Below are 21,934 nucleotides of genomic sequence, written 5' to 3' on the forward strand. Positions count from 1 at the left end.
GCGGCGCAGGTCGCGAACAGCGCAAATTGCGAGGGCAAACTGCGGCGCACACAGCAGCGCGGGAGTCCGGAAGCTCGGCAAATCGCCCGCTCAGGCGCACATGCGGCGCCAGGAGACGCGAAACGGCCGGAGCAAACGGAGAGGGCTGCAAAGCGGAATATTCTAGCAGATCGTGGGGATGAACCCTGGCGGTAAGGCGCGCGGTATGCGCCGTGCGCGCCGTTGTCCTCGCGTTGGCCTCTGCTGCGGCCGGGGTCCGGTTCACACCCCTATTCACACCCCTATAATGGCTCTGTTGGCCCTATTTTCTGCGCGATTTTCACGTGCCCCGGCGCACCGGCAACACATCTCGACTTCCGTGACCGACTCCCTCCTCTTCCATCCTGCGGCAGACGCGCTCTACGGTTTTCCTGGCGCGCGCCGCCTCGCCGCGGCCGATACGCCGTGGCAGCGCATCGAGGTCTGGGACACGCCGCAACTGGGTTGCCTGTTCACGCTGGACGGCCGCCCGATGACCTCCGCCGGCGACGAGTTCATCTATCACGAGTGCATGACGCACCCGGCCGCGCTCACGCATCCCGCGCCGCGCGCGGCGCTCGTGCTGGGCGGCGGCGACGGCGGCGCGGCGCGCCAGCTGCTGCGCCACCCGGACATCGAGCGCATCGTCGTGGCCGAACTGGATCCGGACGTGGTGCGCCTGACGGGCGACTATCTGCCCGAGGTGCGCGGCGACGCCTTCGAGGATCCGCGCGTGGAACTCGTGATCGGCGACGCGGCCGCGTTTGTCGCCTCCGCGCAGGAGCGCTTCGACCTCGTCGTATTCGATCTGACTCCGCCTGACTCGCCGGCTGCGGGCCTCTACACACCGGCGTTCTACGCTGCGCTCAAGCGTGTGATGAACACAGACGCGCTCGTCTCGCTCCATTTGGGCTCGCCGTTCCATCATGCGCAGCGCGTGGGCGCGCTGCTTGGCGGGCTGCGCGCGGCCTTCGCTATCGTGCGACCGCTTGCCGCCTACGTGCCGCTCTACGGCTCACTCTGGCTCATGGCGATCGCGAGCGACGCGCTCGACCCGGCCGGCGTCGACGAGACCACGTTGCAGGCGCGCGCAGCCGCGCGGCAGCTCGAGGGCCTGCGCTACTACGACCCGCGACTGCACGCGGCGCTGTTAAAAGGTTCATGCACAGCCCGCGATAAACTAGGCGAAATCCTGCCGCTCCAGGGGCCCTGCCCGTGAAGACTGGCGGCTTCCAAAGCGCTTTTATCACGCGCGCCGTTGCCCGGAGCGGCACGGCGCTTCATCCGAACCGCGAATCTGGAGAGACGCGATGACCGCACCCCGTCCTGCCGGCGTGCCATGGCTGACCCCGTATCTGACGGTGCGCGACGCGCGTGCGTCGATGGACTTCTATCGGGCAGCACTCGGTTTTGCGGTACGCGACAGCGTGGAGGACGACGGCGCGATCATGCACGTGGAAATGACCTACCACGACCAGCTGATCGTCATGTTCGCGCCTGAGGGCGCGTTCGGTTCGACGGCGCGCACGCCCAAAAGCGCACAGACCGTCGCGCCGCAATCTTTTTATCTGTATGTCGACGATGTCGACGCGGTGTATGCGCGGGCGCTCGAAGCCGGCGCGAAATCGCTGAGCGAGCCGCAGGACCAGTTCTGGGGGGACCGTTTCGCGCAGGTCGAAGACCTCGACGGTTACCGCTGGGCGCTTGCTCGGCACTTGTCCTGATTCAATGAGAAATAGTTCTATGCCCCGCTTTTTCGTCGGCAACGCCCTGCAATCCGACGAGGTCGTCACCCTTCCCGACGAAGTCACGCGCCATGTCCAGGTGCTGCGCCTGCAGCCCGGCGACAGCATCGTGCTGTTCAACGGCCTTGGTGGCGAGTACAGCGCCGAGATCGTCGGCATGGAGCGCCGCGACACGCAGGTGCGCATTGGCCCTCACCGCGACGTCGAAGCCGAGCCGCCTTACCGCGTCACGCTCGCCCAGGGCGTTGCCGGCAACGACAAGATGGACTGGCTGATCGAAAAGGCGGTCGAACTGGGCGCGACGAATTTTGTGCCGCTCACCGCCGCGCGCAGCGTCGTGCGGCTTTCGGGCGAGCGCGCCGTGCGCCGCCAGGCGCACTGGCAGCGCATCGTGCAGGCCTCATGCGAACAATGCGGACGCAACCGCCTGCCCGACGTCGCGCCCGCGCGTGACATCGCCGCATGGCTCGACTCCCTGCCGAAGCGCCCCGGCGAAGGCGAACTGCGCCTGCTGCTCTCGCCGCGCGCCAACGTCGCGTTCTCGACCTTGCCGGTCGAGCCGCCTTTGGGCGAAGTGACGGTGCTGATTGGGCCTGAGGGCGGATTCTCGTCGCAGGAAGAGGAAGCGGCGCTCGACCACGGCTTCCTCGCCGTGGGGCTCGGGCCGCGCGTGCTGCGTACCGAAACGGCGGGCATCGCGGTGCTCGCGGCGCTCGCCGCGCGCTGGGGCGGCTGGTAAGCGCAGCGGGTAAAAATGACAAAGCCCGCCGGAAGGCGGGCTCGCGATTTTCTGTCGCATGCGCGCGACGGAACGTGAGTCGAAGGTCAGGCGAACGAATAAAAAACGCGGAACGGCACCTTGCGCTCGGCCCAGTATTCCGAAGCCTCGCGAAATACGTCGAGCAGCGTCTCCCGCCCGTCCTTGTCGAACTTCTGGGCGATCGGCAGCCCTTCCAGCACGATCACGAAACCCGGCTGCTCGCCGGCCTTCTGTACCAGATCGGTCAGGCAGTCGTACAAGCCGTCGTAGTTCTTGCCGAAATGTTTCGGAAACAGGAACGACGTGGCAATGGTCTCGAGTACTTCCTGCTTGGTTTGCGCATTCGCGCAGAACGCATAGAGGAAATGCTCCTGCAGCCGCTGGGCTTCGTCCGAGAGATCCTGAACGCGAAACGCCCGGATCGACTGGACAATATTCGGCTGCACGGTCGAAAACAGGCTCATGGCCCCCTCGTTCGATGAAAGCCCCGCCTCATCCTGGCGCGCCTCGCTGTCGTGCTTCAACTGCATGACGCGCTGGAACAGGTTGCCTTCCCCGGACGCGAACAGATCGCTCGCGACCCGGGGGTCGTGCGCGTAAACGTTATCGCTCATGCCGCTCATCCCGGTGTCAATCAATAATTCGCCTGAAACTGGCGTAGTGGTCGTCGGAGTAGTAACAGTTGTCGGTCCGCTTGCGTGGGCCGCCGCAAACGATGCGCTTGGCACCGCGGTTGTGCGCGCCCGGCGTCGGGACCGTGTACTCGTGATAGTAGCCCCGCCGTTGCGGCGGCAATATCCGCTCAAAATTCCCGAATACAACGCCGTCCTTCTCAAAAGGGAACGGGCCGCCCGCCGCAATCAGGCTCAACGTGCCCACCGCCTCACGCGGAAGTTCGTTGACCGAAATGCTGCCGACCGAATTACCCGTCTCTTCCGGCTGGCTCGTGCGCGCCTGAGCGCCACCTGCCGCGAGCACTGCGGTTGCGACCAGCGCTACCGCGGCGGCGCGCCGCAAGCCAGACAAACTGCCGCCGAAACAATGAGTTAGACGAGGCGCCATCGCCTGGTTCCCGCTTCCCTGGTTACGTGTTCGACGACCATGAAAGGTGTAAGGGTATCGCTAATGATGCCTGGAAGCAACGTTAGTCAGGCGAGGAGGACCACAGTGCGACCCCGCGCAAGGGCCAAACTTGTAAATTTTACAATCTGATTTTGCGCCATTTTGCTCAATCGAGCCGGGTCTCGCGGGCAAAAAAAATCGGCGCGCTCGCAGGAGCACGCCGATTTTGGGAACCGCGTCGCCGCAACCCGAGCGACTGGGCTTAACGTGCCGCGTTCACGTCTGCGACGAGCAGCGCCGTCATATTGACGATGCGGCGCACCGTGGCGGAAGCCGTGAGCACGTGCACCGGCCTGGCCGCGCCCAGCAGGATCGGCCCGATGGCGATGTTGTTGCCGGCTGCCGTCTTGAGCAGGTTGTAGGAAATGTTCGCCGCGTCGATGTTCGGCATGATGAGCAGATTCGCTTCGCCTTCAAGCGTCGACTCGGGCAGGATCTCCTTGCGCAGGTTCGCGTCGATCGCCACGTCGCCGTGCATTTCGCCGTCCACGTGCAGGTCCGGCGCGCGCTCCTGGAGGATCTCGAGCAGGTCGCGCATCTTCTGGGCGCTCGGCGCGTTGCTCGAACCGAAGTTCGAGTGCGAGCACAGCGCGATCTTCGGCTCGATGCCGAAGCGGCGCACTTCCTCGGCCGCCATGATGGTGATTTCCGCGAGTTGCTCCGGCGTCGGGTCGACGTTGACGTGCGTGTCGGCGATGAAAATCTGCCGGTTCGGCAGCACCAGCGCGTTCATCGCCGCGTAGACGTTGCAGCCGGCCTTCTTGCCGATTACCTGGTCGATGAAGTGCAGGTGGCGGTGGGTCGTGCTGACCGTGCCGCAGATCATGCCGTCGGCTTCGCCCTTTTCCACCAGCATCGAGCCGATCAGCGTGGTGCGGCGGCGCATTTCGAGCTTCGCCATTTGCTGCGTGATGCCCTTGCGCGCCATCAGCTTCGCATAGGTCTGCCAGAACTCGCGGTAGCGCTCGTCGTGGTCGGTGTTCACGACCGTGTAGTCCTGGCCGGCGTGCAGGCGCAGGCCGTAGCGCGCGATGCGCTGCTCGATCACCGACGGGCGGCCGATCAGGATGGGCTTCGCGAGCTTTTCGTCGACCACGATCTGCACCGCGCGCAGGATGCGCTCCTCTTCGCCCTCGGCGAACACGATGCGCTTCTTCTCCGGCTCCACGGCGCGCGCGAGCTGGAAGATCGGCTTCATGGTCGTGCCGCTGTGGTAGACGAACTGCTGGAGGTGCTGCTCGTAGGCGTCCATGTCCTCGATCGGACGGGTCGCGACGCCCGAGTCCATCGCCGCCCTGGCCACAGCCGGCGCGATCTTGACGATCAGGCGCGGGTCGAAGGGCTTCGGGATCAGATACTCGGGCCCGAACTGCAGATCCTGGATGCCGTAGGCCGTGGCCACGACATCGCTTTGCTCCTGGCGCGCCAGTTCCGCAATCGCGTTCACCGCGGCGATTTCCATTTCGCGCGTGATGGTGGTCGCGCCCGCGTCGAGCGCGCCGCGGAAGATGAACGGGAAGCACAGGACGTTGTTCACCTGGTTCGGGTAGTCCGTGCGGCCCGTGGCGAGCACGGCGTCCGGACGCACTTCGAGCGCGAGTTCAGGCAGGATTTCCGGCGTCGGGTTGGCAAGCGCCAGGATGAGCGGCTTGGCCGCCATCTGCTTGACCATCTCCTGCTTGAGCACGCCGCCAGCCGAAAGGCCGAGGAAAATATCGGCGCCTTCGATCACTTCGGCGAGCGTGCGCGCGTGGGTTTCACGCGCGAATCGCTCCTTGTCCGGGTCCATCAGCTCGGTGCGGCCCTTGTAGACCACGCCCGCCAGGTCGGTCACGACGATGTTTTCGAGCGGCAGGCCGAGGTCGACGAGCAGGTCCAGACACGCCAGCGCGGCCGCGCCGGCGCCCGAGGCGACCAGCTTCACGTCCTTGATGTCCTTGCCCACGACCTTCAGGCCGTTCGTGAAGGCGGCTGCCACCACGATGGCCGTGCCGTGCTGGTCGTCGTGGAAGACCGGAATCTTCATGCGCTTGCGCGCTTCGCGTTCGACGATGAAGCACTCGGGCGCCTTGATGTCTTCGAGGTTGATGCCGCCGAACGTGGGTTCGAGCGCGGCGATCACGTCGACGAGCTTGTGCGGGTCCGTCTCGTTCAGTTCGATGTCGAACACGTCGATGCCCGCGAACTTCTTGAAGAGCACCGCCTTGCCTTCCATCACCGGCTTCGAGGCGAGCGGCCCGATGTTGCCGAGGCCGAGCACGGCCGTGCCGTTCGACACGACGCCCACAAGGTTGCTGCGCGCCGTGAAGCGCGCGGCGTTGAGCGGATTCTCGACAATCGCCTCGCACGCGAACGCGACGCCCGGCGAATACGCGAGCGAGAGATCACGCTGATTGATCATCTGCTTGGTCGGCGCGATCGCGATCTTCCCGGGCGTGGGGAACTCGTGATAATCGAGGGCGGCTTCGCGAAGCTTGTTCGTAGCGGGATTCGACATGGGAGGCAGGACGTGAGTGCGGATTAGAATGACAACTCGAACGCTAAGTTGACCGATTGTAGCGCCAATCCCAGACGGCATTCCTTTCAGTTCGGGCGCAAGTGCCGCGACCGCGATGGGGGGAAAAGCCACGCCAGGGCGCCGTATGCGGCGACGGCCATACCCCAACTGTCATAACCCTTTCGTCATGCTTTCCGAGTTCTCCCTGATCGACCGATATTTTGCGCGGCGAGCGCGCACGAACACGCAACGCGCCACGCTGGGCATCGGCGACGACTGCGCGCTCATCGCGCCCGCCGCGGGCGAAATGCTGGCCGTCTCGACCGATATGCTGGTGGAAGGCCGCCACTTCTTCCCCGACATCGATCCGCACGCGCTCGGCCACAAGGCGCTCGCCGTGAATCTGTCCGATCTCGCCGCGATGGGTGCGCAGCCGCTCGGCTTCACGCTGGCGTTCGCGCTCCCCAAGGCGGACGAGGACTGGCTAGCCGCGTTCAGCGCGGGCCTCTTCGAGCTGGCCGACCGCTTCGACTGCGAATTGATCGGCGGCGATACCACGGCAGGGCCGCTGAACCTGTGCCTGACGGTATTCGGCTCATTGCGTCAGGATGCCGCACTTCGGCGCGACGCCGCCCAGCCGGGCGACGACATCTGGGTTTCCGGCACGCCCGGCGACGCGCGCGCGGGCCTCGGCATGATGCGCGGCGACTGGCCGGTGAGCGAGCCCGACGCCGCGCCCTTGCGCCGGGCGCTCGAATACCCTGAGCCGCGCGTGGCGCTGGGCCTCGCGCTGCGCGGCGTGGCGCGCGCGGCGCTCGACGTATCGGACGGCCTGGCCGGCGACCTGCGCCATATTCTGGAACGCTCGCACCTCGCCGCGACGATCGACGTCGACGCCCTGCCGCTCTCGCCTGCGCTTGCGCGCCTGCCGCGCGACGTGCAGCTGCAATGCGCGCTCGCGGGGGGCGACGACTACGAACTGTGTTTCACGGCGGCGCCCGAACAGCGCGACGCGGTCGAGGCGGCGGCGCAACAGGCGGGGGTGCGCGTCACGCGCATCGGTACAATGACTTCCCGCACTTCGCCGCAAGCCGCCCCCGAGATCGCCTGGCGCGACGCGGGTGGCACGCCGCTCAATCTGACGTTGCAAGGTTTCGATCACTTCCATGCAGACTGACCCCACGCCCTCGCCCGCCGGCCAGCCGGCTCCTCCGGCAGGCTCGGCAAGCAACACCGCCGCACCCGGCACGGGCGCTCAGGCCGGTGGCCCGCGCCGCGCCGACGCGCCGTTCATGCTCACCCATCCGCTGCACATCGTTTCGCTCGGCTTCGGCTCGGGACTCTCGCGGCTCGCGCCCGGCACGACCGGCACGCTGTTCGCCTGGGCGTCCTTCGAGGTGCTCAACCGCTATCTCACGGTGACCGAGTGGGGACTGCTGATCTTCCTTGGCTTCTTTGCAGGCATCTGGATCACGGCCTTCACGGCGAAGAAGCTACGCACGGATGATCCCTCGGCCATCGTCTGGGACGAGATCGTCGCGTTCTGGCTCGTGCTGCTCATGATTACGCCCGTCGATTTCGAGGGCCGGCTGTGGGCCTTCGTCGTCTTCCGGTTTTTCGACATGGTGAAGCCGCCGCCCATCCGCTATTTCGACCGGCGCTTCAAGGGCGGCCTCGGCATCATGCTCGACGACATCGTCGCCGCATTCTTCACGCTGCTCGTCATCGCGCTCTGGCGCATGTCGGTGTAACGCCACGTCGCCGCCGCGCCGCCGCCAACCCAACGGATTGCTGCAATGTCTACCGATTCTGTCGTCCACCAACTCGCCATCCGCGTCGGCAACAAGCTGCGCGACGGGCGGCTCATGCTCGCGACCGCCGAGTCCTGCACGGGCGGCATGGTCGCCACCGCCATCACCGACATTTCCGGCAGCAGCGTCTGGTTCGAACGCGGTTTCGTCACCTACTCGAACCAGGCGAAAACCGAGATGATCGGCGTGCCGCCCGAACTCATCGACAAGCACGGCGCGGTGAGCGAACCGGTCGCGCGCGCGATGGCCGAAGGCGCGCTCAGCAACAGCCGGGCACAAGTTTCGCTCTCCATCACCGGCGTCGCCGGTCCGGGCGGCGGCACGCCGGAAAAGCCGGTCGGCATGGTGTCATTCGGCTGGAGCAACCGGCTGCATACGAGCGTCGAGACGCTGGTCTTCAAGGGCGACCGCGAACAGATCCGCGTGCAGGCCGCCGCGCACGCGCTGCGCGGGCTGCTCGCGTTCATCGACGAACAGGAACGCTAAAACCGGCCCGCGCCTCGCTGGAGCGCCGGCCGGGCCCATCAAGGAGGCCCATGCCATGGCAGCCGCGAATACCGCAGTCGAAGAATTGATCCGCCGCTTCGGGCTTGAACCACACCCCGAAGGCGGCTACTACAGCGAAACCTATCGAGCCGACGAGCTCGTGCGGCGCGACGGCTCAGCCGCCGCAGAGGGCACGCGCGCAGCCTCGACGGCCATCTACTTCCTGCTGGCGGAGGGCGCCTATTCGGCATGGCACCGGATCCGCTCCGACGAGCTCTGGCACTTCTACGCGGGCTCGCCCCTCGAGATTCATTCGATCGATGAACGTGGCGTGCTCTCCACGCGCAAGCTGGGCCACGCGCTCGACCATCCGGGCACCGTGTTCCAGGCGGTGGTGCCGGCCGGACACTGGTTCGCGGCGCGCTGCTGCGATCCTTCGACCTATGCGCTCGTGGGCTGCACGGTGGCGCCGGGGTTCGAGTTCAGCGAGTTCGAGATCGCCGATGCCAACGCGCTCGCCGGAAAATACCCGCTGCATCGATCGATCATCGAATTGCTCGGCAAACCGGCTTCCGTGGTCGCCACGAAGAAGGATTGAGCGACGCGATGAGCGGCGTGTGCGAAAACATGCCGCAAACGCCCTGCGACTCAACCTCGTCCCCCTAACGTGCACAAACCGCTGCCGGAGCCGCGTTCGCCACGCGAGAGCGCTTCTCCACTTCCACTTGTTGCAGGACGATGTGAACGCGCTGGCCAGGCGCGAGGCACTCGGCCACATCCGGCGGCGTCTTCTTGCACGGGCACGGCCTGCCATGACGCACGTATCCATGACGCACGAATGTTACGCAGGGGGAGCGGCAAGACGTATCGGAGAACGCTGACTTTCCCGGCATTGCACCAGGAGATGCTCTGATACGTGCAAGGCACGTTTGGTGAAGCATGAGAGTCGGCCGGCAAGCGCAGGCGTGCGCACCAGCCAGACAATCCCCGGCTTCAGCGATATGCGTTGATGCGATCGCGCGTCCCTTTGGCTGCCATGGCAGCGGCCTGCGCGTAGTCCTCGCCCTTGCTCGCGTAGATGATCGCGCGCGAAGAGTTAATGAGCATGCCCGTGCCGCTCGCCGTGCGGCCAGCCTTCACGGTGGCCTCGACGTCGCCGCCCTGTGCGCCGATGCCAGGAATGAGCAGCGGCATATCGCCCACGATGCCGCGCACGGTTTCGATTTCCTTCGGGAACGTCGCGCCCACCACGAGGCCAAGTTCGCCGCTGGCGTTCCATTTGTTCGCGGCAAGGCCCGCCACCACCTGATACAGCGGCTTGCCGCCGGTTTCGAGGAACTGCAGGTCCGAGCCGCCGGGGTTCGACGTACGGCACAGCACGATCACGCCCTTGCCCTTATGTGCGAGCCATGGCTCGATCGAATCGAAGCCCATATACGGATTGACCGTGACTGCGTCCGCCTTGAAGCGCTCGAAGGCTTCGCGCGCGTACTGCTCGGCGGTGCTGCCGATATCGCCGCGCTTGGCGTCGAGGATCACGGGCAGGCCTGGGTGCTTCTCATGGATGTGCGCGATGAGCGCCTCAAGCTGGTCTTCGGCGCGGTGCGCGGCGAAGTAGGCGATCTGCGGCTTGAACGAGCACGCGTACGCCGCGGTGGCGTCGACGATCTCGCGGCAAAACTCGAGGATCGCGTCGCTGCGGCCGGCCAGCGCGGCGGGAAATTTCGTGGGCTCAGGGTCGAGGCCCACGCACAAGAGCGAGCCGGTGCGCTGCCAGGCGGCGCCGAGGGTCTGGATGAAGGAAGTCATGGTGGTAGCTCGCGGCGAGGCAATAAGGGAAAACGGCGCGTATTTTACCCGCCCCGGACGATGAGGCCGCGCCGCGGCGCCTGAATCGGCCTGCGCCGGGCGCTCCCGCGAGACGCCAGACGAATCGCAGGAAGAACCGGGCGCGCGCGGTCGACGCGCGCTACGCCCGGCTCACGACCGCCTTACGTCCGGGCGCGCGCGCCCTTGCCGCCTCTCGTGCCCGTGCGGCCGCGCGCGCCGGCGCGGTGCGGGCTGGCTGACGCACGCATGTCCATGCGCTCCACGGTGAAGGAAAAGCGCCGCACGAGCCGCTCGCCGTGCGCGAGCACGGTCATGCCGTTCGCATCGCCGCCGCCGCGCAGGTTCACCGCGTTGATCGGATGATCGACGGGTTCGAAGCAGAAGAAGTCTGCGTCAGGAGGCGTGTAGAGCACGTAGTAGTCGGTGTTCGCGCAAATCGAGAGCGAGAGCCTGCGGCGCTCCCACACCACTGCCGCGCGCCCGCTCCAGCCGCTGAACGCATGATTGACGAGCTGCGCAGGCAGAGGATAGGCCACGCCGAACTGCCAGGCGGGCGGCGCGGGCACGTGGCGCACCGGCAGCCAGTCCTGGCCCGAGAGCCACAGGCCGCTCGCGGGCGCCGAAAGCTCGGTGCTCGTGTCGCGCGCGAGAAACGGATGCACGCCAAGGCCGAACGGCAGCGCCTCGCGGCCCGTGTTCTCCACTTCCAGCGTCATCGCGAGCGTCGCGCCGTCGAGCGCGTAGGTGAGTGCCGCACGGTACGAATACGGCTCGCCGTCGCTGCGGTCGAGCACAAGGCGCACGTTCTCGCGATCGGCGCTGTCGATGCTCCAGGGCGCGAGCCAGCCGTCGCCGTGAATCGGCAGCGGTTCGCTCGCGCGATTGCGCGGCACTTCGATATCGCGGCCGCCAAAGTGAAAACGCCCTGCGCCGATGCGGTTCGAGTACGGCAGCAGCGGGTAGCACGCGAGTTCGTTCGGATCCATGCGCGCGCTCACGCGCTCGCACCGGCGAAACACGGGCTCGAACGCGCCTTCGCTGCGCCAGTCGAAACGCGTGATTCCGCCGCCCAGTTGGGGCGCGACGTCGAGCCTCAGATACGCGTTCGCGAGCGTCACGCACGCCACGTCGCTCGAACCCGCCGCGCCGATCGCGACCGCCGAAGTGCTCGGCCCCGGCAAAACCGGATGCGTGGCGGCTTCGAGCCGCGCGCGGCGCGCGGCAGCCGCTGGTGAAACCGGTGACACAACCGGTGACACAACCGGAGCGGATGAAGCGGTGGGCGGCACGCTTGCAGCAGCGGCGCCTGCGGAAACGGTGGAACGGGTAGGTCGACGCACAGCGGAATTCGCGACGCTCATAAGATGCTCCTCGAGAGGCATGTTTGATTGCCGCCGCAAAAGGCGGCTCACCGGTGGCCTGTCGACACCGCGCATGCGCACGGGCCTGTGGCCGCTTCTTGTGTTCGCCCTTCTAGTGGTACTGGCAAAGCCAACTGCACACTATCGATCGACTGCATCTGTTGCCGAACTGCAACGACTGTCCGTCTCTTCATGCCGCCTGCCGCCAGCGGCGTCTTGCACGGTTCGCGTGCGTGTATCGTCAGATGAAAATACCCGCACGCCTTTGCGCAAGCGCCTGGTACACCGGACTCAGGCGCGCCTGCGCCCCTGAAACCGCGGTTCTTCAAGGCCCTGGCGGCCAATTTGAACCGAAAACACGCCGCCCGCATGCGGCTCGCGCGCAAGGGCCTCCGCCTCCATTTCCTCGCGCGCGCTCGTGACATAAAGCGTGTCCAGAAGCGCACCGCCGAGCGTAACGCAGCTTGGCTGCGCTGTGGGAATCTTTACGCGCTCGGTTTCGACGCCATCGGCGCCATAACGCACCACGCGCTCGCCGCCCCACTGCGCGTTCCAGAGGCCGCCTTCCGCGTCGACGGTCGAACCGTCGGGCACGCCGGTGTCGTCGGTAAGCGTGACGAAGGTACGTTCGTTTGCAATCGTTCCGTCTGCACCGTAGTCGCACGCGCGAATCTCGCGCGTGAGCGTGTCGCAGTAATACATGGTCGAACCGTCCGGGCTGAACGCGATGCTGTTCGAGATCGCGGGCGCGGGCAGCGGCAGACGTTCGAGCGTGAGATCGTGGTTCAGGCGATAGAAACCGCCGATGGCCTGCCGCGGCGTTCCCTCATACTTCGTACCGAACACGAAGCGGCCCTGGCGGTCGCAGCGTCCGTCGTTCAGGCGCGTCGGCACGCCGGGTTCGACTTCGACGATGGTGTCGATCGCGCCCGTCTCCAGGTCGAAGAACGCCAGCTGCGAGGCGAGGCCGAGGAGCAGCGTGCGCTCGTCTTCGCACAGCGCGAAGCATGCGAGGCGCTCGGGCATCTCCCACGTGACGTGTTTGGCGCCGGACGCATTGGCGTCGTAGCGTTGCAGGCGTTTGCCCGAGATATCGACCCAGTAGAGCCGGCCGCTGCGCGCGCACCACGTCGCGCCTTCGCCCAGCTCGCATTTCGCGTGGACGAGCAGCTCGGCCACCGCTTCGTTCGAAGCGCTTTCCTTTGCGCTCATGCCCAGCCTCCGTCAACGACGATGTCCTGCGACGTGATCATGCGGCTGTCGTCGGCGGCGAGAAAGAGCGCCATGCGCGCGAGGTCTGCGGGCAGCAGCTCGGCGTCGATGCACTGCCCGCGCTTGATCGACTCGCGGCCTTCGTCGGTGAGCCACAGGCGGCGCTGTTTCTCGGTCATCACCCAGCCCGGCACGAGCGAATTCACGCGGATGCCGTACGGGCCAAGGTCTCTCGCGAGACCGCGCGTGAGACCCTGTACCGCCGACTTGCTCATCGTGTAGACCGGCATTTCCGACTGCTTGAGCATCCAGCTGATCGAGCCCAGATTGATGATCGAGCCCGCACGTGCGGACTTCATGTCCTCCGCCACGGCCTGCGCGGCGAAGAGCTGATGCCGCAGGTTCACGGCCACCCCGGCGTCGAACGTCTCGGGCGTGACTTCGGCCAGCGTGTGGCGCTTGTCGTTGGCCGCGTTGTTCACGAGCACCTGGATCGGCCCGAGCGCCGCCTTCACGTCGGCGATGGCGGCGCGCAGCGCCGAGATATCGGTGAGATCGACGTCGGCGAAGAGCGGCTTGTGGCGCGAATCGCCGAGTTCGTCGGCGAGCGCCTGGCCCGCGCTCGCGTCGATGTCGAAGAACGCCACGCGCGCACCCTGCGCGGCGAAGTGCTCGACGAACGAGGCGCCGATGCCGGTCGCGCCGCCCGTGATCAGCACCACGCGGTCGGCCAGGCTCGGATAGCGTGCGTAGGTTTCGTGCGCGTGGCGCGCTAGCGCGTTAGCAGGCGAATTTGCGTTGGACGACATCGTTTTGGTTTCCTTATGAAACTGTCAGCGAACTCAATCGCGTGCGCCGCGGTTCTTGAGCTGGTCGAGCAGCACCGCCGCGAGCAGGATCGCGCCGCGCACGAGGTACTGGTAGAACGCGTCGATGTTGAGCAGGTTCATGACGTTCTCGACCGTGCCCATGATCAGCACGCCGATCACCACGCCCGAGATCGTCGCGCGGCCGCCCAGCAGCGAGACGCCGCCCAGCACGCACGCCGAGATCACGTTCAGCTCGAAGCCTTCGGCCGCGTTCGGCTGGCCCGACGTGATACGCGAGGCAAGAATCACGCCCGCGAGCGCCGTGACCGCGCCCTGGATCAGGAAGATCCACACGCGCGTGCGCTCGACCTTGATACCGGCGAGACGCGACGCTTCCGGATTGCCGCCGATGGCGAGCGTATTGCGCCCGTACACCGTCTGATTGAGCATCACGCCGAACACGATGAAGCAGATGAGCGTGACCCAGATCGGCAGTTGCACGCCGAAGAGCGAGGCCGTGCCCATGGCGATGAACGTGTCCGACGACACGCCCACGGCCTGGCCGTGCGAGGCGATGAAGCCGAGGCCGCGCACGATTTCCATCGTGGCGAGCGTGGTGATCAGCGCGTTGATGCGCAGATACGCGATCACCGCGCCATTCACGAAGCCGATCGCGGCACCTGCCGCGACGGCAGCGACGATGGCGATGAACGTGTTGTTCGTCGCGTTGAGCACCATCGCACAGAGCACGCCCGCGAACGCGACGATCGAGCCCACGGAAAGGTCAAAGTCGCGCGAGGCGAGACAGAACATCATCGTGCAGGCCACCATGCCGATCTGCGAGACCGACAACGCGAGGCCGAGCATGTTCTCGATCGAGAAGAAGTGATCGACGGTCAGCGACATCACGATGAACATGACCGCGAAGATCACGATCAGGCTGTACTCGGTGATCTGCTGCCACCACTTCTGCTTGTCGGTGGGACTCGGAATCAGCGCGTCGGCGACGCTCTTGGCGGCGCTGTTGGCAGACTCGGCCGCCAGGTTTTCTCTTGCTTGCATTTCAGTCACTCCTCCCGGTCCACTCATGCAGCCTTGGCCTGCGTGCGCTTGGGCAGCGCGAGGTCAAGCACCGCGTGTTCGCTCGCAGCGCTGCGCGGCAACTCGCCCGAAATACGGCCTTCGCGCATCACCACGATGCGATCCGACACGCCGAGCACTTCCGGCAACTCCGACGACACCATCACGATCGCGCAGCCGCGCGCGGCGAGCTGGTAGATCACGTTGTAGATTTCATGCTTCGCCCCGACGTCGATGCCGCGCGTCGGCTCGTCGAGAATCACGACCTTCAGATCGGGCTCGGCGAGCCAGCGCGAAAGAATCGCCTTTTGCTGGTTGCCGCCCGAGAGAAAGCGGATTTTCTGGCGGCGGCTCGGCGTCTTGATCTTCAGCAGCTTGATGAAGCGGTCCGCCGTTTCCGCTTCCTTCTTGCGGTCGAGGAACATACCCGCGCGCAGATAGTGGCGACGGCAGCTGATGTTGATGTTCTCCGAGACCGTCGCCATCGCAACGATGCCCTGCTCCTTGCGGTCTTCCGGGCACAGCACGATGCCGTGGCGAATCGCGTCGCTCGCGCTCTTCACGCGTATGGTCTTGCCGTCCAGCTCGATCTCGCCCGCGCGCCGCTTGTGCGTGCCGTAGATGAGCTGCATCAGCTCGCTGCGCCCAGCGCCCACGAGCCCGAAGAAACCGACGATCTCGCCCGACTTCACCTCGAAGCTCGCCGCTTCGTTGAGCGGATGCCCTTCCACGCCGCGCACGGCAAAGCGCACGTTGCCATGCTCGCGCGGCGAATAGTTATAGATGTCGCTGATCTCGCGGCCCACCATTTCGGCCACGAGCGTTTCGCGCTTGACCTCTTCGAGCTTCTCGTGCGAGGCGACCTTGCGGCCGTCGCGGAAGATCGTGCAGGCATTGCACAGCTCGTAGATCTCGTCCATGCGGTGCGAGATGTAGATGAGCGCGCGATTGTCGGCGCGCAGCTCGCGCACGAGCTTGAACAGCACTTCGGTCTCGCGGTGCGAAAGCGAGCTGGTCGGCTCGTCGAGCGCGATCACGCGCGCGTTGCGCAGCAGCGCCTTGCAGATTTCCACCATCTGGCGCTGCGCGATGGAGAGCTTGCGCAGTTTCGCGGCCGGATCGAGGTCCACGCCCATCGCAGCAAGACGTTCGCGCACGAACTTGCGCGCCTCGCCGCGCTTCACCCAGCCGAGCGCATTGGGCAACGCGCCGAGCAGCAGGTTTTCCGCGACGGTCAGGTCGGGCACGTACTGCAGTTCCTGGTGAATCACTGCGATGCCCGCGCCAATCGAGGCCGCCGCATCGGCGAAGTGCACCTCGTTGCCGTCCATCAGGATGCGGCCGGAATCGGGCTGATACTCGCCGCCGAGAATCTTGAGCAGCGTGGACTTGCCCGCGCCGTTCTCGCCCATCAGGCCATGCACTTCGCCTGCGTTCACCTCGAACGACACGCCGTCGAGCGCGCGCACGCCTGGGAACACCTTGCCGATATTGTCAAAACGCAGTGTCGCTGACACTTCGGTTTCCTCTCATTCGATACGCTGCGGGCGCGGCCTTCATGCCCTTCGGGCTCGCTGGCCGCCCCGCAGCGGGAAACACCCTAAACCACTACCATCCAGCGCTTACTTCGACGCGAGACCCATCTGCTGACGCACGCTCTCCACGTTGTCGCGCGTGGCCAGCATGCCGGTCGTCAGCGTAAGCAGCGGCGGTTCCTTGCCTTGCGTGATCCACGAGTACATCAGGTCCGAGGTTTCCTCGCCGTGGCGCTTCGGGCTGATGATGACGGTGCCATAGAAGCCCGTCGGCTGCGGCTTCTTGAACTCGTTGAGCGCCGAGTCCGAACCGCCGATGCCGATGCCGATCATGTTGTCCGCCTTGAAGCCGCGACCTTCCGCTGCGCGCACGGCGCCGAGCACGCCTTCGTCATTCAGCGCGTAGGCCACCCAGTGCTTGTACTGCGGGTTCTTCGTGAGCGCGATATTGGCGGCGTTGAAGGCGTTTTCCGTGTCGGTCTTCGCTTGCGGCGCCTGGACGATGTTCGCCTTCGGGAAGCCCGCGGCCACGAGCGCGTCGGTCGCGCCCGTCGTGCGGTCATGCGCCGTCGGCAGCTGCTCGTAGGTCACGTCGATCGCGCCGACGTCCTTCATGTCCCAGCCGCGCTTCTTGATTTCGGCGGCGATGCCGTCACCGACCTGCTTGCCGATGTTGTACGCCGAGATGCCCATGTGCGGCACCGACTCGATCGGCTTGCCCGCGCCATCGACGAGGCGGTCGTCCACCGTCATCATCTTGAGCTTGTCGGCCTTGGCCTTGGCGACGATGCCCGGTCCGAGCTTCACGTCAGGCGTGCAGATGATGAAGCCCTGCGCCTTTTGTGCGGCCAGGTTGTCGATTGCGCTCATCACCTTCTCACCCGAGGGCGCGCCGATCTTCACCAGCGTGAAGCCCTTTTCCTTCGCTGCCATTTCCGCGAACTTCCATTCGTCCTGGAACCACGGCTCTTCCGGCTGCTTCACGAGAAAGCCGATCTTCACCTGGTCAGCGGCCTGCGCGACGGGCGCTTGCGCGAACACGGCAGTAGCTGCGGCGGCCACCAGCGTCAGAAAGATGCGTCGTTGCATTTTGTCAGTCTCCTGTCTTCTTCAGTCACGGGAAGGGTATCGGCCGCCTCTTCTTTTACCCGCCGATGCGCGCGGCCAGCGCTTCGGCGGATTCCTGCGTATGCGTTCTAACCTCGTGTTCCTTCGTGCTGCGAATGACTTTTTCAACGTGCTCATTCGTGATGGAGCGCCGTGCGGCCGCCATCGATCGTGATACAGCTCGCGTTGATGAACGGTGCTTCGTCCGAGGCGAGGAACACCGCCGTCATCGCGACTTCCTCCGGGCGGCCGATGCGCTTCATCGGCGGCAACTCGAGCGTGGCCTTGCGCGCGGCTTCCGGGTCGGGCTGCGCGTTCCACCAGTCATGCGTGAGCTGCGTTTCGATGTAACCGGGCGCGATGGCGTTCACGCGCACGTTCTTCGGCGCGTACTCGATACCGAGCGCACGCGTGAGCCCGATGACGCCGTGCTTGGCCACCGGGTACGGGAAGCAGCCCGGAATGATCTGGAACGCGTGCGTCGAGGCGATGTTGATGATGCTGCCCGCACACCGCTCGACCATGCCCGGCAGCACCGCGCGGCAGCCGTTCCACACGCCGTCCAGATCGACGGCGAAGCAGCGGCGCCAGTCGTCGTCGGTCATCGTGAGCGGGTCGGCGAACACGTTGATGCCAGCGTTGTTCACGAGCACGTCGACCGGGCCGAACGCGCGTTGCGCTTCTTCCACGGCGGCGCGCAGCGAGGCGGGCTGCGTCACGTCGGTTTGCACGGCGAGCGATCGCGCGCCGTCGCATGCGTTCGCAATCTCGCGCGTCGTCGCAGCGGCCATCGCGCCATCGAGCTCCGCGAGCACGACGGCGGCGCCCTCGGCCGCGAACGCGCGCGCGATCGCCGCGCCGATGCCGCGTCCGGCGCCGGTGACGAGCGCGACCTTGCCCGCGAGGCGATTCACTTTTGCGCTCCTCGTACAGCTTTCCAGCCTTCGATGAAGGCCAGCGCGTTCGCACGCGTGGCCGCCGCGTCTTGGCCCGGCTTGTAGAGCGCGGAGCCAAGGCCGAAGCCGCTCGCGCCCGCGGCCAGTTGTGGGCCCATGTTGTCCGGCTTCACGCCGCCCACGGGCAGCAGCGGCACGATCGGCGGAATCACGGCGCGCCATGCCTTCGTCACGGCCGGGCCGAGTTGCTCGGCGGGGAACATCTTGAGCGCGTCGGCGCCATGCTTGAGCGCCGCGAACGCTTCGGTCGGCGTGGCGACGCCGGGCACGCACGCGAGGCCCTGGAGCCTGGCGGCGAGGATCACGTCGGTGTCGGCGTGCGGCATCACGATCAGCTCGCCGCCCGCTTCCCGCACGTCGCGCACGCGCTCGGTGGTGAGTACGGTGCCCGCACCGATCATCGCGTCATCGGGCAGCGCGTCGCGCAATGCCGCGATGCTCTCGAGCGGCTGCGGCGAATTGAGCGGCACCTCGATCAACCGGAAGCCCGCGTCGTAGAGCGCGCGGCCATGCTCGGCGGCTTCGGCGGGCTTGATGCCGCGCACGATCGCGACCATGCCGCAGGCGCCGAACGCGGCGACGAAGCCGGCGTGTGGCGTGTACGGGGCGGGCAGATTCAGTTCGGGTTCCATGTCGGCTTCCTGTTGCGTGGCTTCGTGTCTGGTTCGGTTCAGCGCATTTGCAGCGGGTTCGATTCATCGGCCCATCGGCACGCATTTAGCGCGGCGTGACGAGCCCGGCCTGCACGGCGATGCGCCAAAGCCCGTGTTCGGTCGCCTGGCGCACGAGATGCGCGCCGCTGCATCCGAATGCGGCAAGCGCCATGCGGTAACGCTCGCACAGCGCCTCGGCGCCGATCAGCTGCGGCGCGAAGCCAGCGAGCGCCACGTCGCGTCGCGCCAGCGCTGCTTCGAGGCCCGCCAGCTCGTGGCCGATCACGAGGCCCGAGAGATAGTCGGGCTGCTCGTCGGCGGCGAGCTGGGCTGTGAGGCCGAGCGTGCGCGTGCTGAACGCGGTGGCCAGCAGTCCCACGCAGCCCTGCTCGCGCGCCACGCTCACGCCGCGCAGGAACGCTGCCGTGTCGGGCTCGACGGGATGCTTCATCGTGCGGCCGAGGATCGTATGCGCGCACAGCGCCGCGTAGACCTCGCCCGTCATGAAGGTATAAAAGCGCGCAATGCGCTCGCCCTCCACCACCACCCATTTCGCGTGCGTGCCAGGCAGTCCGACGAGCGCCGTTTGCGGCTCAGCTTCGTCGCCCGATGCACCAGGCGCGCCAAAAATTTGCGTTTCCTCGCCGCGCATCACGTTGGGCAGCGCACCCGGCTCCAGCACGCCCGGCACCACGGCGACTTCGGCGCCGGATGCCGCGCGCACGCGCACGATGCCGGCCACCAGCGCCTGGGCGCTCGCGGGCGTTTCCACATAAGGCGCCTGCACCCAGCCCTGGGCGCTGCCGACCATGCCCGCGGCCAGCACCGGCAGCGAGGGCGCTTGCGCGAGCCACACGCCGCAAGCTTCGTCGAAGGCGGCGTCGAAGCCGCCTTCTTCGGCGGGCACGGGCAGGTTCATGATCCCCGCCGTCGAAACGCGCGTGGCGATCACCTTGCCCGCTGCATCGAACAGATACGCGCGCAGCGAGGTCGTGCCCCAGTCGAGCGCGATGAGCGCAGCGTCGCGAGCGATCGCAGCGTCGATGGCCGCGCCGCTTACAGACTTCTCGCGTGCTTTCATCGACGAATCCTGCGCGTGGTGGGCTGCGGCGCACGCCAGCCCAGTTCCTGCGAAATCGCGCGCGCCTCGCGCTGCACGACGGGAATCAGTTCGTCCATGCGCTCGAGCGGCATGTAGGGAATCGTGCTCGCCACCGACAGCGCCGCCACGATCGCGCCGGAAGCGTCGCGCACGGGCGCCGCCACACAGCGGATCGAAATTTCGTTCTCCTCCAGATCGAACGTGTACCCGCCCGCCGAGTAAGTCGCCATGCGCTTGAGGAAGGTATCGGGTTCGAGGCTGTGATCGGGACGGAAGCTCACGCCCGCGAGCGTGCGGCGCGACGCGTCGAACAGGTCGCGCCACGACTGCGGCGCGAGGTCGAGCATCATCGCCTTGCCGATGCCCGTGGACGCGAGCGGCATGCGGTGCCCGACGCGCGAGCGCATTTCGAGGCCCCGCTGGCCGGGAATCTTGTCGATGTACAGCACGTCGTCGCCGTCGCGCACGCCGAGGTGGATCGTGTCGAGCGTTTCGTCGGCGAGCGCCTGCAGATGCGGGCGGGCGACGGCCGTGAGCGGCATCTGCTCGAGCGCGATGGTGCCGAGTTCGATGAGCTTCGGCCCGAGCAGGTAGCCGCCCTGCACCTGGCGCAGGTAGCGCGCCTGCACGAGGCTCGAAACGAGACGGTGCGTGGTACTGCGCGTCGTGCCGAGCACCGCGCCGAACGAGCGCAGGTCGCGCACGCCGGCGGCGGCCGCTTCGAGGATCGCGAGGCCGCGCAGGAGCGTCTGGGTGCCGGCCTGCTGCATCGAGCCGTCGAGCAACGTGCTCGCGACGCCGATTTCGTCGGCGGCGGGGCGGGCTTTCGGCTGCGCTTGCGCGGAGCTTGCCGCGGCGTTTTGCTCGGGCGCGGCCTCGTCGGGGAGGTTCGCGGCGAGTGTGGAAGACATCGCTTTGTTCATGGCGAGGGCGATGAAAAGAGACGATCGAAAGGCGCGTGCCGTCAGGCGGCGCGCGAACCGTGCTTCGGGAGACGGCCCGGCGCGCGGGCGGCCGGGGCTCGGACAGGTAGCGGCGGGCGGCGCGTGGCCGCGCAAAGCGCGGGCTGAAGCATGGCGAACGTCTCCTTTGCGGTCCGGTTCGCTCCGCGTCTTGCGCGTGCGCCGGATTTATCTGGGTCTGCCGACGATGTTTGCCGCACAGTGCAGTCGCGGCTTATCGGATGGACTGGATTGTAGGCAGGTTTTTTCGAGTTCTCCAATATGTGATTGGGTCACTCATATATTGGGAAAAGCGACAAACACGAGTGCCATCTGCCGAATGGCTAATAAGGGACAGAATCCGGCGTGGAGCAGCCCGTCGGCATGACCCCGCAAGAAAAAACGGCTGCCGGATAATCCGGCAGCCGTTTCGTGCGGCACTCAATGAGGCTTTTGCGTATCGCTCGCCAAAAGCCGCGCCTTTACTTCCCGGCCGGCGCCTTGTAGGCCACGCAGTCGACTTCGACCTTGCAGTCCACCACCATGCTCGACTGCACGCAGGCGCGTGCCGGCGGATGCTCGCCGAAGTACTCGCGGAACACCTTGTTGAACGAGGTGAAGTCACGCGCGTCGTCGAGCCACACGCCGCAGCGCACCACGTGCTCCGCGCCATAGCCCGCTTCCTTCAGGATCGCGAAAAGATTCTGGATGGCCTTGTGCGACTGCTCGACGATCCCGCCGTTGATCACCTCGCCGCCTTCCATCGGCGTCTGGCCCGAGACGTACAGCCAGCCGTCGGCTTCCACGGCGCGCGCGAACGGCAGATGCTGTCCGCCCTGGCCCTTGCCGCCTTCCGCTCCAATTCGTTTCATCGTTTGCTCCTTTGAGATCGTGCGGCGCGCGCGGCTT

At 66.4% G+C, this 21,934-nt stretch carries 22 protein-coding genes; 7 read left to right on the forward strand and 15 right to left on the reverse strand.

Features of this window, described 5'->3' with window-relative positions; all coding sequences use genetic code 11:
• Positions 1–358 precede the first annotated feature (358 nt).
• The 3 genes from speE (at position 359) to AB4Y44_RS00100 (ending at position 2,502) form a co-directional block, all read left to right on the forward strand.
• Positions 359–1,237, forward strand: coding sequence for a polyamine aminopropyltransferase (gene speE, locus AB4Y44_RS00090; RefSeq protein ID WP_342919394.1), 879 nt, complete (start codon positions 359–361; stop codon positions 1,235–1,237).
• A gap of 91 nt (positions 1,238–1,328) precedes the next feature.
• On the forward strand, positions 1,329–1,742 hold the full coding sequence (locus AB4Y44_RS00095) for a VOC family protein (RefSeq protein WP_342919395.1): 414 nt from the start codon (positions 1,329–1,331) through the stop codon (positions 1,740–1,742).
• 19 nt (positions 1,743–1,761) lie between these two features.
• A complete protein-coding gene (locus AB4Y44_RS00100) occupies positions 1,762–2,502 on the forward strand; it encodes a 16S rRNA (uracil(1498)-N(3))-methyltransferase (protein ID WP_342919396.1) in 741 nt (246 codons plus the stop codon).
• Between the two features lie 86 nt (positions 2,503–2,588).
• Here AB4Y44_RS00100 and AB4Y44_RS00105 read toward each other — a convergent pair whose 3' ends face one another.
• The 3 genes from AB4Y44_RS00105 to AB4Y44_RS00115 all read right to left on the reverse strand — a co-directional run bounded on the left by AB4Y44_RS00105 (position 2,589) and on the right by AB4Y44_RS00115 (position 6,142).
• Positions 2,589–3,146, reverse strand: a complete 558-nt coding sequence (locus AB4Y44_RS00105; RefSeq protein WP_342919585.1) for a barstar family protein — start codon at positions 3,144–3,146, stop codon at positions 2,589–2,591.
• 7 nt (positions 3,147–3,153) lie between these two features.
• Positions 3,154–3,585, reverse strand: a complete 432-nt coding sequence (locus tag AB4Y44_RS00110; protein ID WP_342919397.1) for a ribonuclease — start codon at positions 3,583–3,585, stop codon at positions 3,154–3,156.
• Positions 3,586–3,847: 262 nt separating this feature from the next.
• Positions 3,848–6,142: an NADP-dependent malic enzyme gene (locus AB4Y44_RS00115; protein ID WP_368698383.1), complete on the reverse strand. Its 2,295-nt coding sequence runs from the start codon at positions 6,140–6,142 to the stop codon at positions 3,848–3,850.
• Between the two features lie 187 nt (positions 6,143–6,329).
• On the opposite strand from AB4Y44_RS00115, the gene thiL reads away from it, so the two are divergent.
• Genes thiL through AB4Y44_RS00135 form a run of 4 tightly spaced genes read left to right on the forward strand, consistent with a single transcriptional unit; the run spans position 6,330 to position 9,037 of the window.
• Positions 6,330–7,319, forward strand: coding sequence for a thiamine-phosphate kinase (thiL, locus tag AB4Y44_RS00120; RefSeq protein WP_368698384.1), 990 nt, complete (start codon positions 6,330–6,332; stop codon positions 7,317–7,319).
• Entirely contained in the window at positions 7,309–7,893 is a 585-nt protein-coding gene (locus AB4Y44_RS00125) for a phosphatidylglycerophosphatase A (RefSeq protein ID WP_368698385.1), read from the forward strand. The genes thiL and AB4Y44_RS00125 overlap by 11 nt, the downstream gene beginning before the upstream one ends.
• Positions 7,894–7,938: 45 nt before the next feature.
• Positions 7,939–8,439, forward strand: coding sequence for a CinA family protein (locus AB4Y44_RS00130; RefSeq protein ID WP_342919401.1), 501 nt, complete (start codon positions 7,939–7,941; stop codon positions 8,437–8,439).
• 55 nt (positions 8,440–8,494) lie between these two features.
• Complete coding sequence (locus AB4Y44_RS00135) at positions 8,495–9,037, forward strand: cupin domain-containing protein (RefSeq protein WP_368698386.1); 543 nt, start codon at positions 8,495–8,497, stop codon at positions 9,035–9,037.
• A 395-nt stretch (positions 9,038–9,432) separates the two neighbouring features.
• Here AB4Y44_RS00135 and pyrF read toward each other — a convergent pair whose 3' ends face one another.
• From pyrF to AB4Y44_RS00195, 12 genes are all read right to left on the reverse strand, one after another.
• A complete protein-coding gene (gene pyrF, locus AB4Y44_RS00140) occupies positions 9,433–10,248 on the reverse strand; it encodes an orotidine-5'-phosphate decarboxylase (protein ID WP_368698387.1) in 816 nt (271 codons plus the stop codon).
• 182 nt (positions 10,249–10,430) lie between these two features.
• Positions 10,431–11,630, reverse strand: a complete 1,200-nt coding sequence (locus AB4Y44_RS00145; protein ID WP_368698388.1) for an aldose 1-epimerase — start codon at positions 11,628–11,630, stop codon at positions 10,431–10,433.
• Between the two features lie 291 nt (positions 11,631–11,921).
• Positions 11,922–12,842 (reverse strand): SMP-30/gluconolactonase/LRE family protein, encoded by a 921-nt coding sequence (locus AB4Y44_RS00150; protein ID WP_368698389.1) that lies wholly within the window; start codon positions 12,840–12,842, stop codon positions 11,922–11,924.
• On the reverse strand, positions 12,839–13,651 hold the full coding sequence (locus AB4Y44_RS00155) for an SDR family oxidoreductase (protein ID WP_342919406.1): 813 nt from the start codon (positions 13,649–13,651) through the stop codon (positions 12,839–12,841). Before AB4Y44_RS00155 ends, AB4Y44_RS00150 begins: the two co-directional genes overlap by 4 nt.
• Positions 13,652–13,684: 33 nt before the next feature.
• Positions 13,685–14,713 carry an L-arabinose ABC transporter permease AraH gene (gene araH / locus AB4Y44_RS00160; protein WP_342919407.1) on the reverse strand — a complete coding sequence of 343 codons (1,029 nt, stop codon included), beginning with the start codon at positions 14,711–14,713 and terminating at the stop codon, positions 13,685–13,687.
• A 23-nt stretch (positions 14,714–14,736) separates the two neighbouring features.
• Complete coding sequence (araG, locus tag AB4Y44_RS00165; protein ID WP_342919408.1) at positions 14,737–16,248, reverse strand: L-arabinose ABC transporter ATP-binding protein AraG; 1,512 nt, start codon at positions 16,246–16,248, stop codon at positions 14,737–14,739.
• A gap of 105 nt (positions 16,249–16,353) precedes the next feature.
• Complete coding sequence (locus tag AB4Y44_RS00170; RefSeq protein ID WP_342919409.1) at positions 16,354–17,355, reverse strand: arabinose ABC transporter substrate-binding protein; 1,002 nt, start codon at positions 17,353–17,355, stop codon at positions 16,354–16,356.
• Between the two features lie 152 nt (positions 17,356–17,507).
• Positions 17,508–18,287 (reverse strand): SDR family oxidoreductase, encoded by a 780-nt coding sequence (locus AB4Y44_RS00175; protein WP_368698390.1) that lies wholly within the window; start codon positions 18,285–18,287, stop codon positions 17,508–17,510.
• A complete protein-coding gene (locus AB4Y44_RS00180) occupies positions 18,284–18,961 on the reverse strand; it encodes a 2-dehydro-3-deoxy-6-phosphogalactonate aldolase (protein WP_342919411.1) in 678 nt (225 codons plus the stop codon). The genes AB4Y44_RS00175 and AB4Y44_RS00180 overlap by 4 nt, the downstream gene beginning before the upstream one ends.
• Positions 18,962–19,046: 85 nt before the next feature.
• Complete coding sequence (locus AB4Y44_RS00185) at positions 19,047–20,063, reverse strand: 2-dehydro-3-deoxygalactonokinase (RefSeq protein WP_368698391.1); 1,017 nt, start codon at positions 20,061–20,063, stop codon at positions 19,047–19,049.
• Entirely contained in the window at positions 20,060–21,007 is a 948-nt protein-coding gene (locus AB4Y44_RS00190; protein WP_368698392.1) for an IclR family transcriptional regulator, read from the reverse strand. Before AB4Y44_RS00190 ends, AB4Y44_RS00185 begins: the two co-directional genes overlap by 4 nt.
• 500 nt (positions 21,008–21,507) lie before the next feature.
• Positions 21,508–21,897 (reverse strand): RidA family protein, encoded by a 390-nt coding sequence (locus tag AB4Y44_RS00195; RefSeq protein WP_028201897.1) that lies wholly within the window; start codon positions 21,895–21,897, stop codon positions 21,508–21,510.
• Positions 21,898–21,934 lie beyond the last annotated feature (37 nt).

Source organism: Paraburkholderia sp. BR10937 (genome assembly GCF_040965695.1).
Taxonomy (GTDB): domain Bacteria; phylum Pseudomonadota; class Gammaproteobacteria; order Burkholderiales; family Burkholderiaceae; genus Paraburkholderia.

What these genes read in the sequence shown, in the direction of transcription:
- AB4Y44_RS00095 (WP_342919395.1), top strand. Translation starts at nt 1,329, where the DNA reads ATGACCGCACCCCGTCCTGCCGGCGTGCCATGGCTGACCCCGTATCTG.
- AB4Y44_RS00100 (WP_342919396.1), top strand. Translation starts at nt 1,762, where the DNA reads ATGCCCCGCTTTTTCGTCGGCAACGCCCTGCAATCCGACGAGGTCGTC.
- AB4Y44_RS00105 (WP_342919585.1), bottom strand. Translation starts at nt 3,146, where the DNA reads ATGAGCGGCATGAGCGATAACGTTTACGCGCACGACCCCCGGGTCGCG.
- AB4Y44_RS00110 (WP_342919397.1), bottom strand. Translation starts at nt 3,585, where the DNA reads ATGGCGCCTCGTCTAACTCATTGTTTCGGCGGCAGTTTGTCTGGCTTG.
- AB4Y44_RS00115 (WP_368698383.1), bottom strand. Translation starts at nt 6,142, where the DNA reads ATGTCGAATCCCGCTACGAACAAGCTTCGCGAAGCCGCCCTCGATTAT.
- thiL (WP_368698384.1), top strand. Translation starts at nt 6,330, where the DNA reads ATGCTTTCCGAGTTCTCCCTGATCGACCGATATTTTGCGCGGCGAGCG.
- AB4Y44_RS00125 (WP_368698385.1), top strand. Translation starts at nt 7,309, where the DNA reads ATGCAGACTGACCCCACGCCCTCGCCCGCCGGCCAGCCGGCTCCTCCG.
- AB4Y44_RS00130 (WP_342919401.1), top strand. Translation starts at nt 7,939, where the DNA reads ATGTCTACCGATTCTGTCGTCCACCAACTCGCCATCCGCGTCGGCAAC.
- AB4Y44_RS00135 (WP_368698386.1), top strand. Translation starts at nt 8,495, where the DNA reads ATGGCAGCCGCGAATACCGCAGTCGAAGAATTGATCCGCCGCTTCGGG.
- pyrF (WP_368698387.1), bottom strand. Translation starts at nt 10,248, where the DNA reads ATGACTTCCTTCATCCAGACCCTCGGCGCCGCCTGGCAGCGCACCGGC.
- AB4Y44_RS00145 (WP_368698388.1), bottom strand. Translation starts at nt 11,630, where the DNA reads ATGAGCGTCGCGAATTCCGCTGTGCGTCGACCTACCCGTTCCACCGTT.
- AB4Y44_RS00150 (WP_368698389.1), bottom strand. Translation starts at nt 12,842, where the DNA reads ATGAGCGCAAAGGAAAGCGCTTCGAACGAAGCGGTGGCCGAGCTGCTC.
- AB4Y44_RS00155 (WP_342919406.1), bottom strand. Translation starts at nt 13,651, where the DNA reads ATGTCGTCCAACGCAAATTCGCCTGCTAACGCGCTAGCGCGCCACGCG.
- araH (WP_342919407.1), bottom strand. Translation starts at nt 14,713, where the DNA reads ATGCAAGCAAGAGAAAACCTGGCGGCCGAGTCTGCCAACAGCGCCGCC.
- AB4Y44_RS00170 (WP_342919409.1), bottom strand. Translation starts at nt 17,355, where the DNA reads ATGCAACGACGCATCTTTCTGACGCTGGTGGCCGCCGCAGCTACTGCC.
- AB4Y44_RS00180 (WP_342919411.1), bottom strand. Translation starts at nt 18,961, where the DNA reads ATGGAACCCGAACTGAATCTGCCCGCCCCGTACACGCCACACGCCGGC.
- AB4Y44_RS00185 (WP_368698391.1), bottom strand. Translation starts at nt 20,063, where the DNA reads ATGAAAGCACGCGAGAAGTCTGTAAGCGGCGCGGCCATCGACGCTGCG.
- AB4Y44_RS00190 (WP_368698392.1), bottom strand. Translation starts at nt 21,007, where the DNA reads ATGAACAAAGCGATGTCTTCCACACTCGCCGCGAACCTCCCCGACGAG.
- AB4Y44_RS00195 (WP_028201897.1), bottom strand. Translation starts at nt 21,897, where the DNA reads ATGAAACGAATTGGAGCGGAAGGCGGCAAGGGCCAGGGCGGACAGCAT.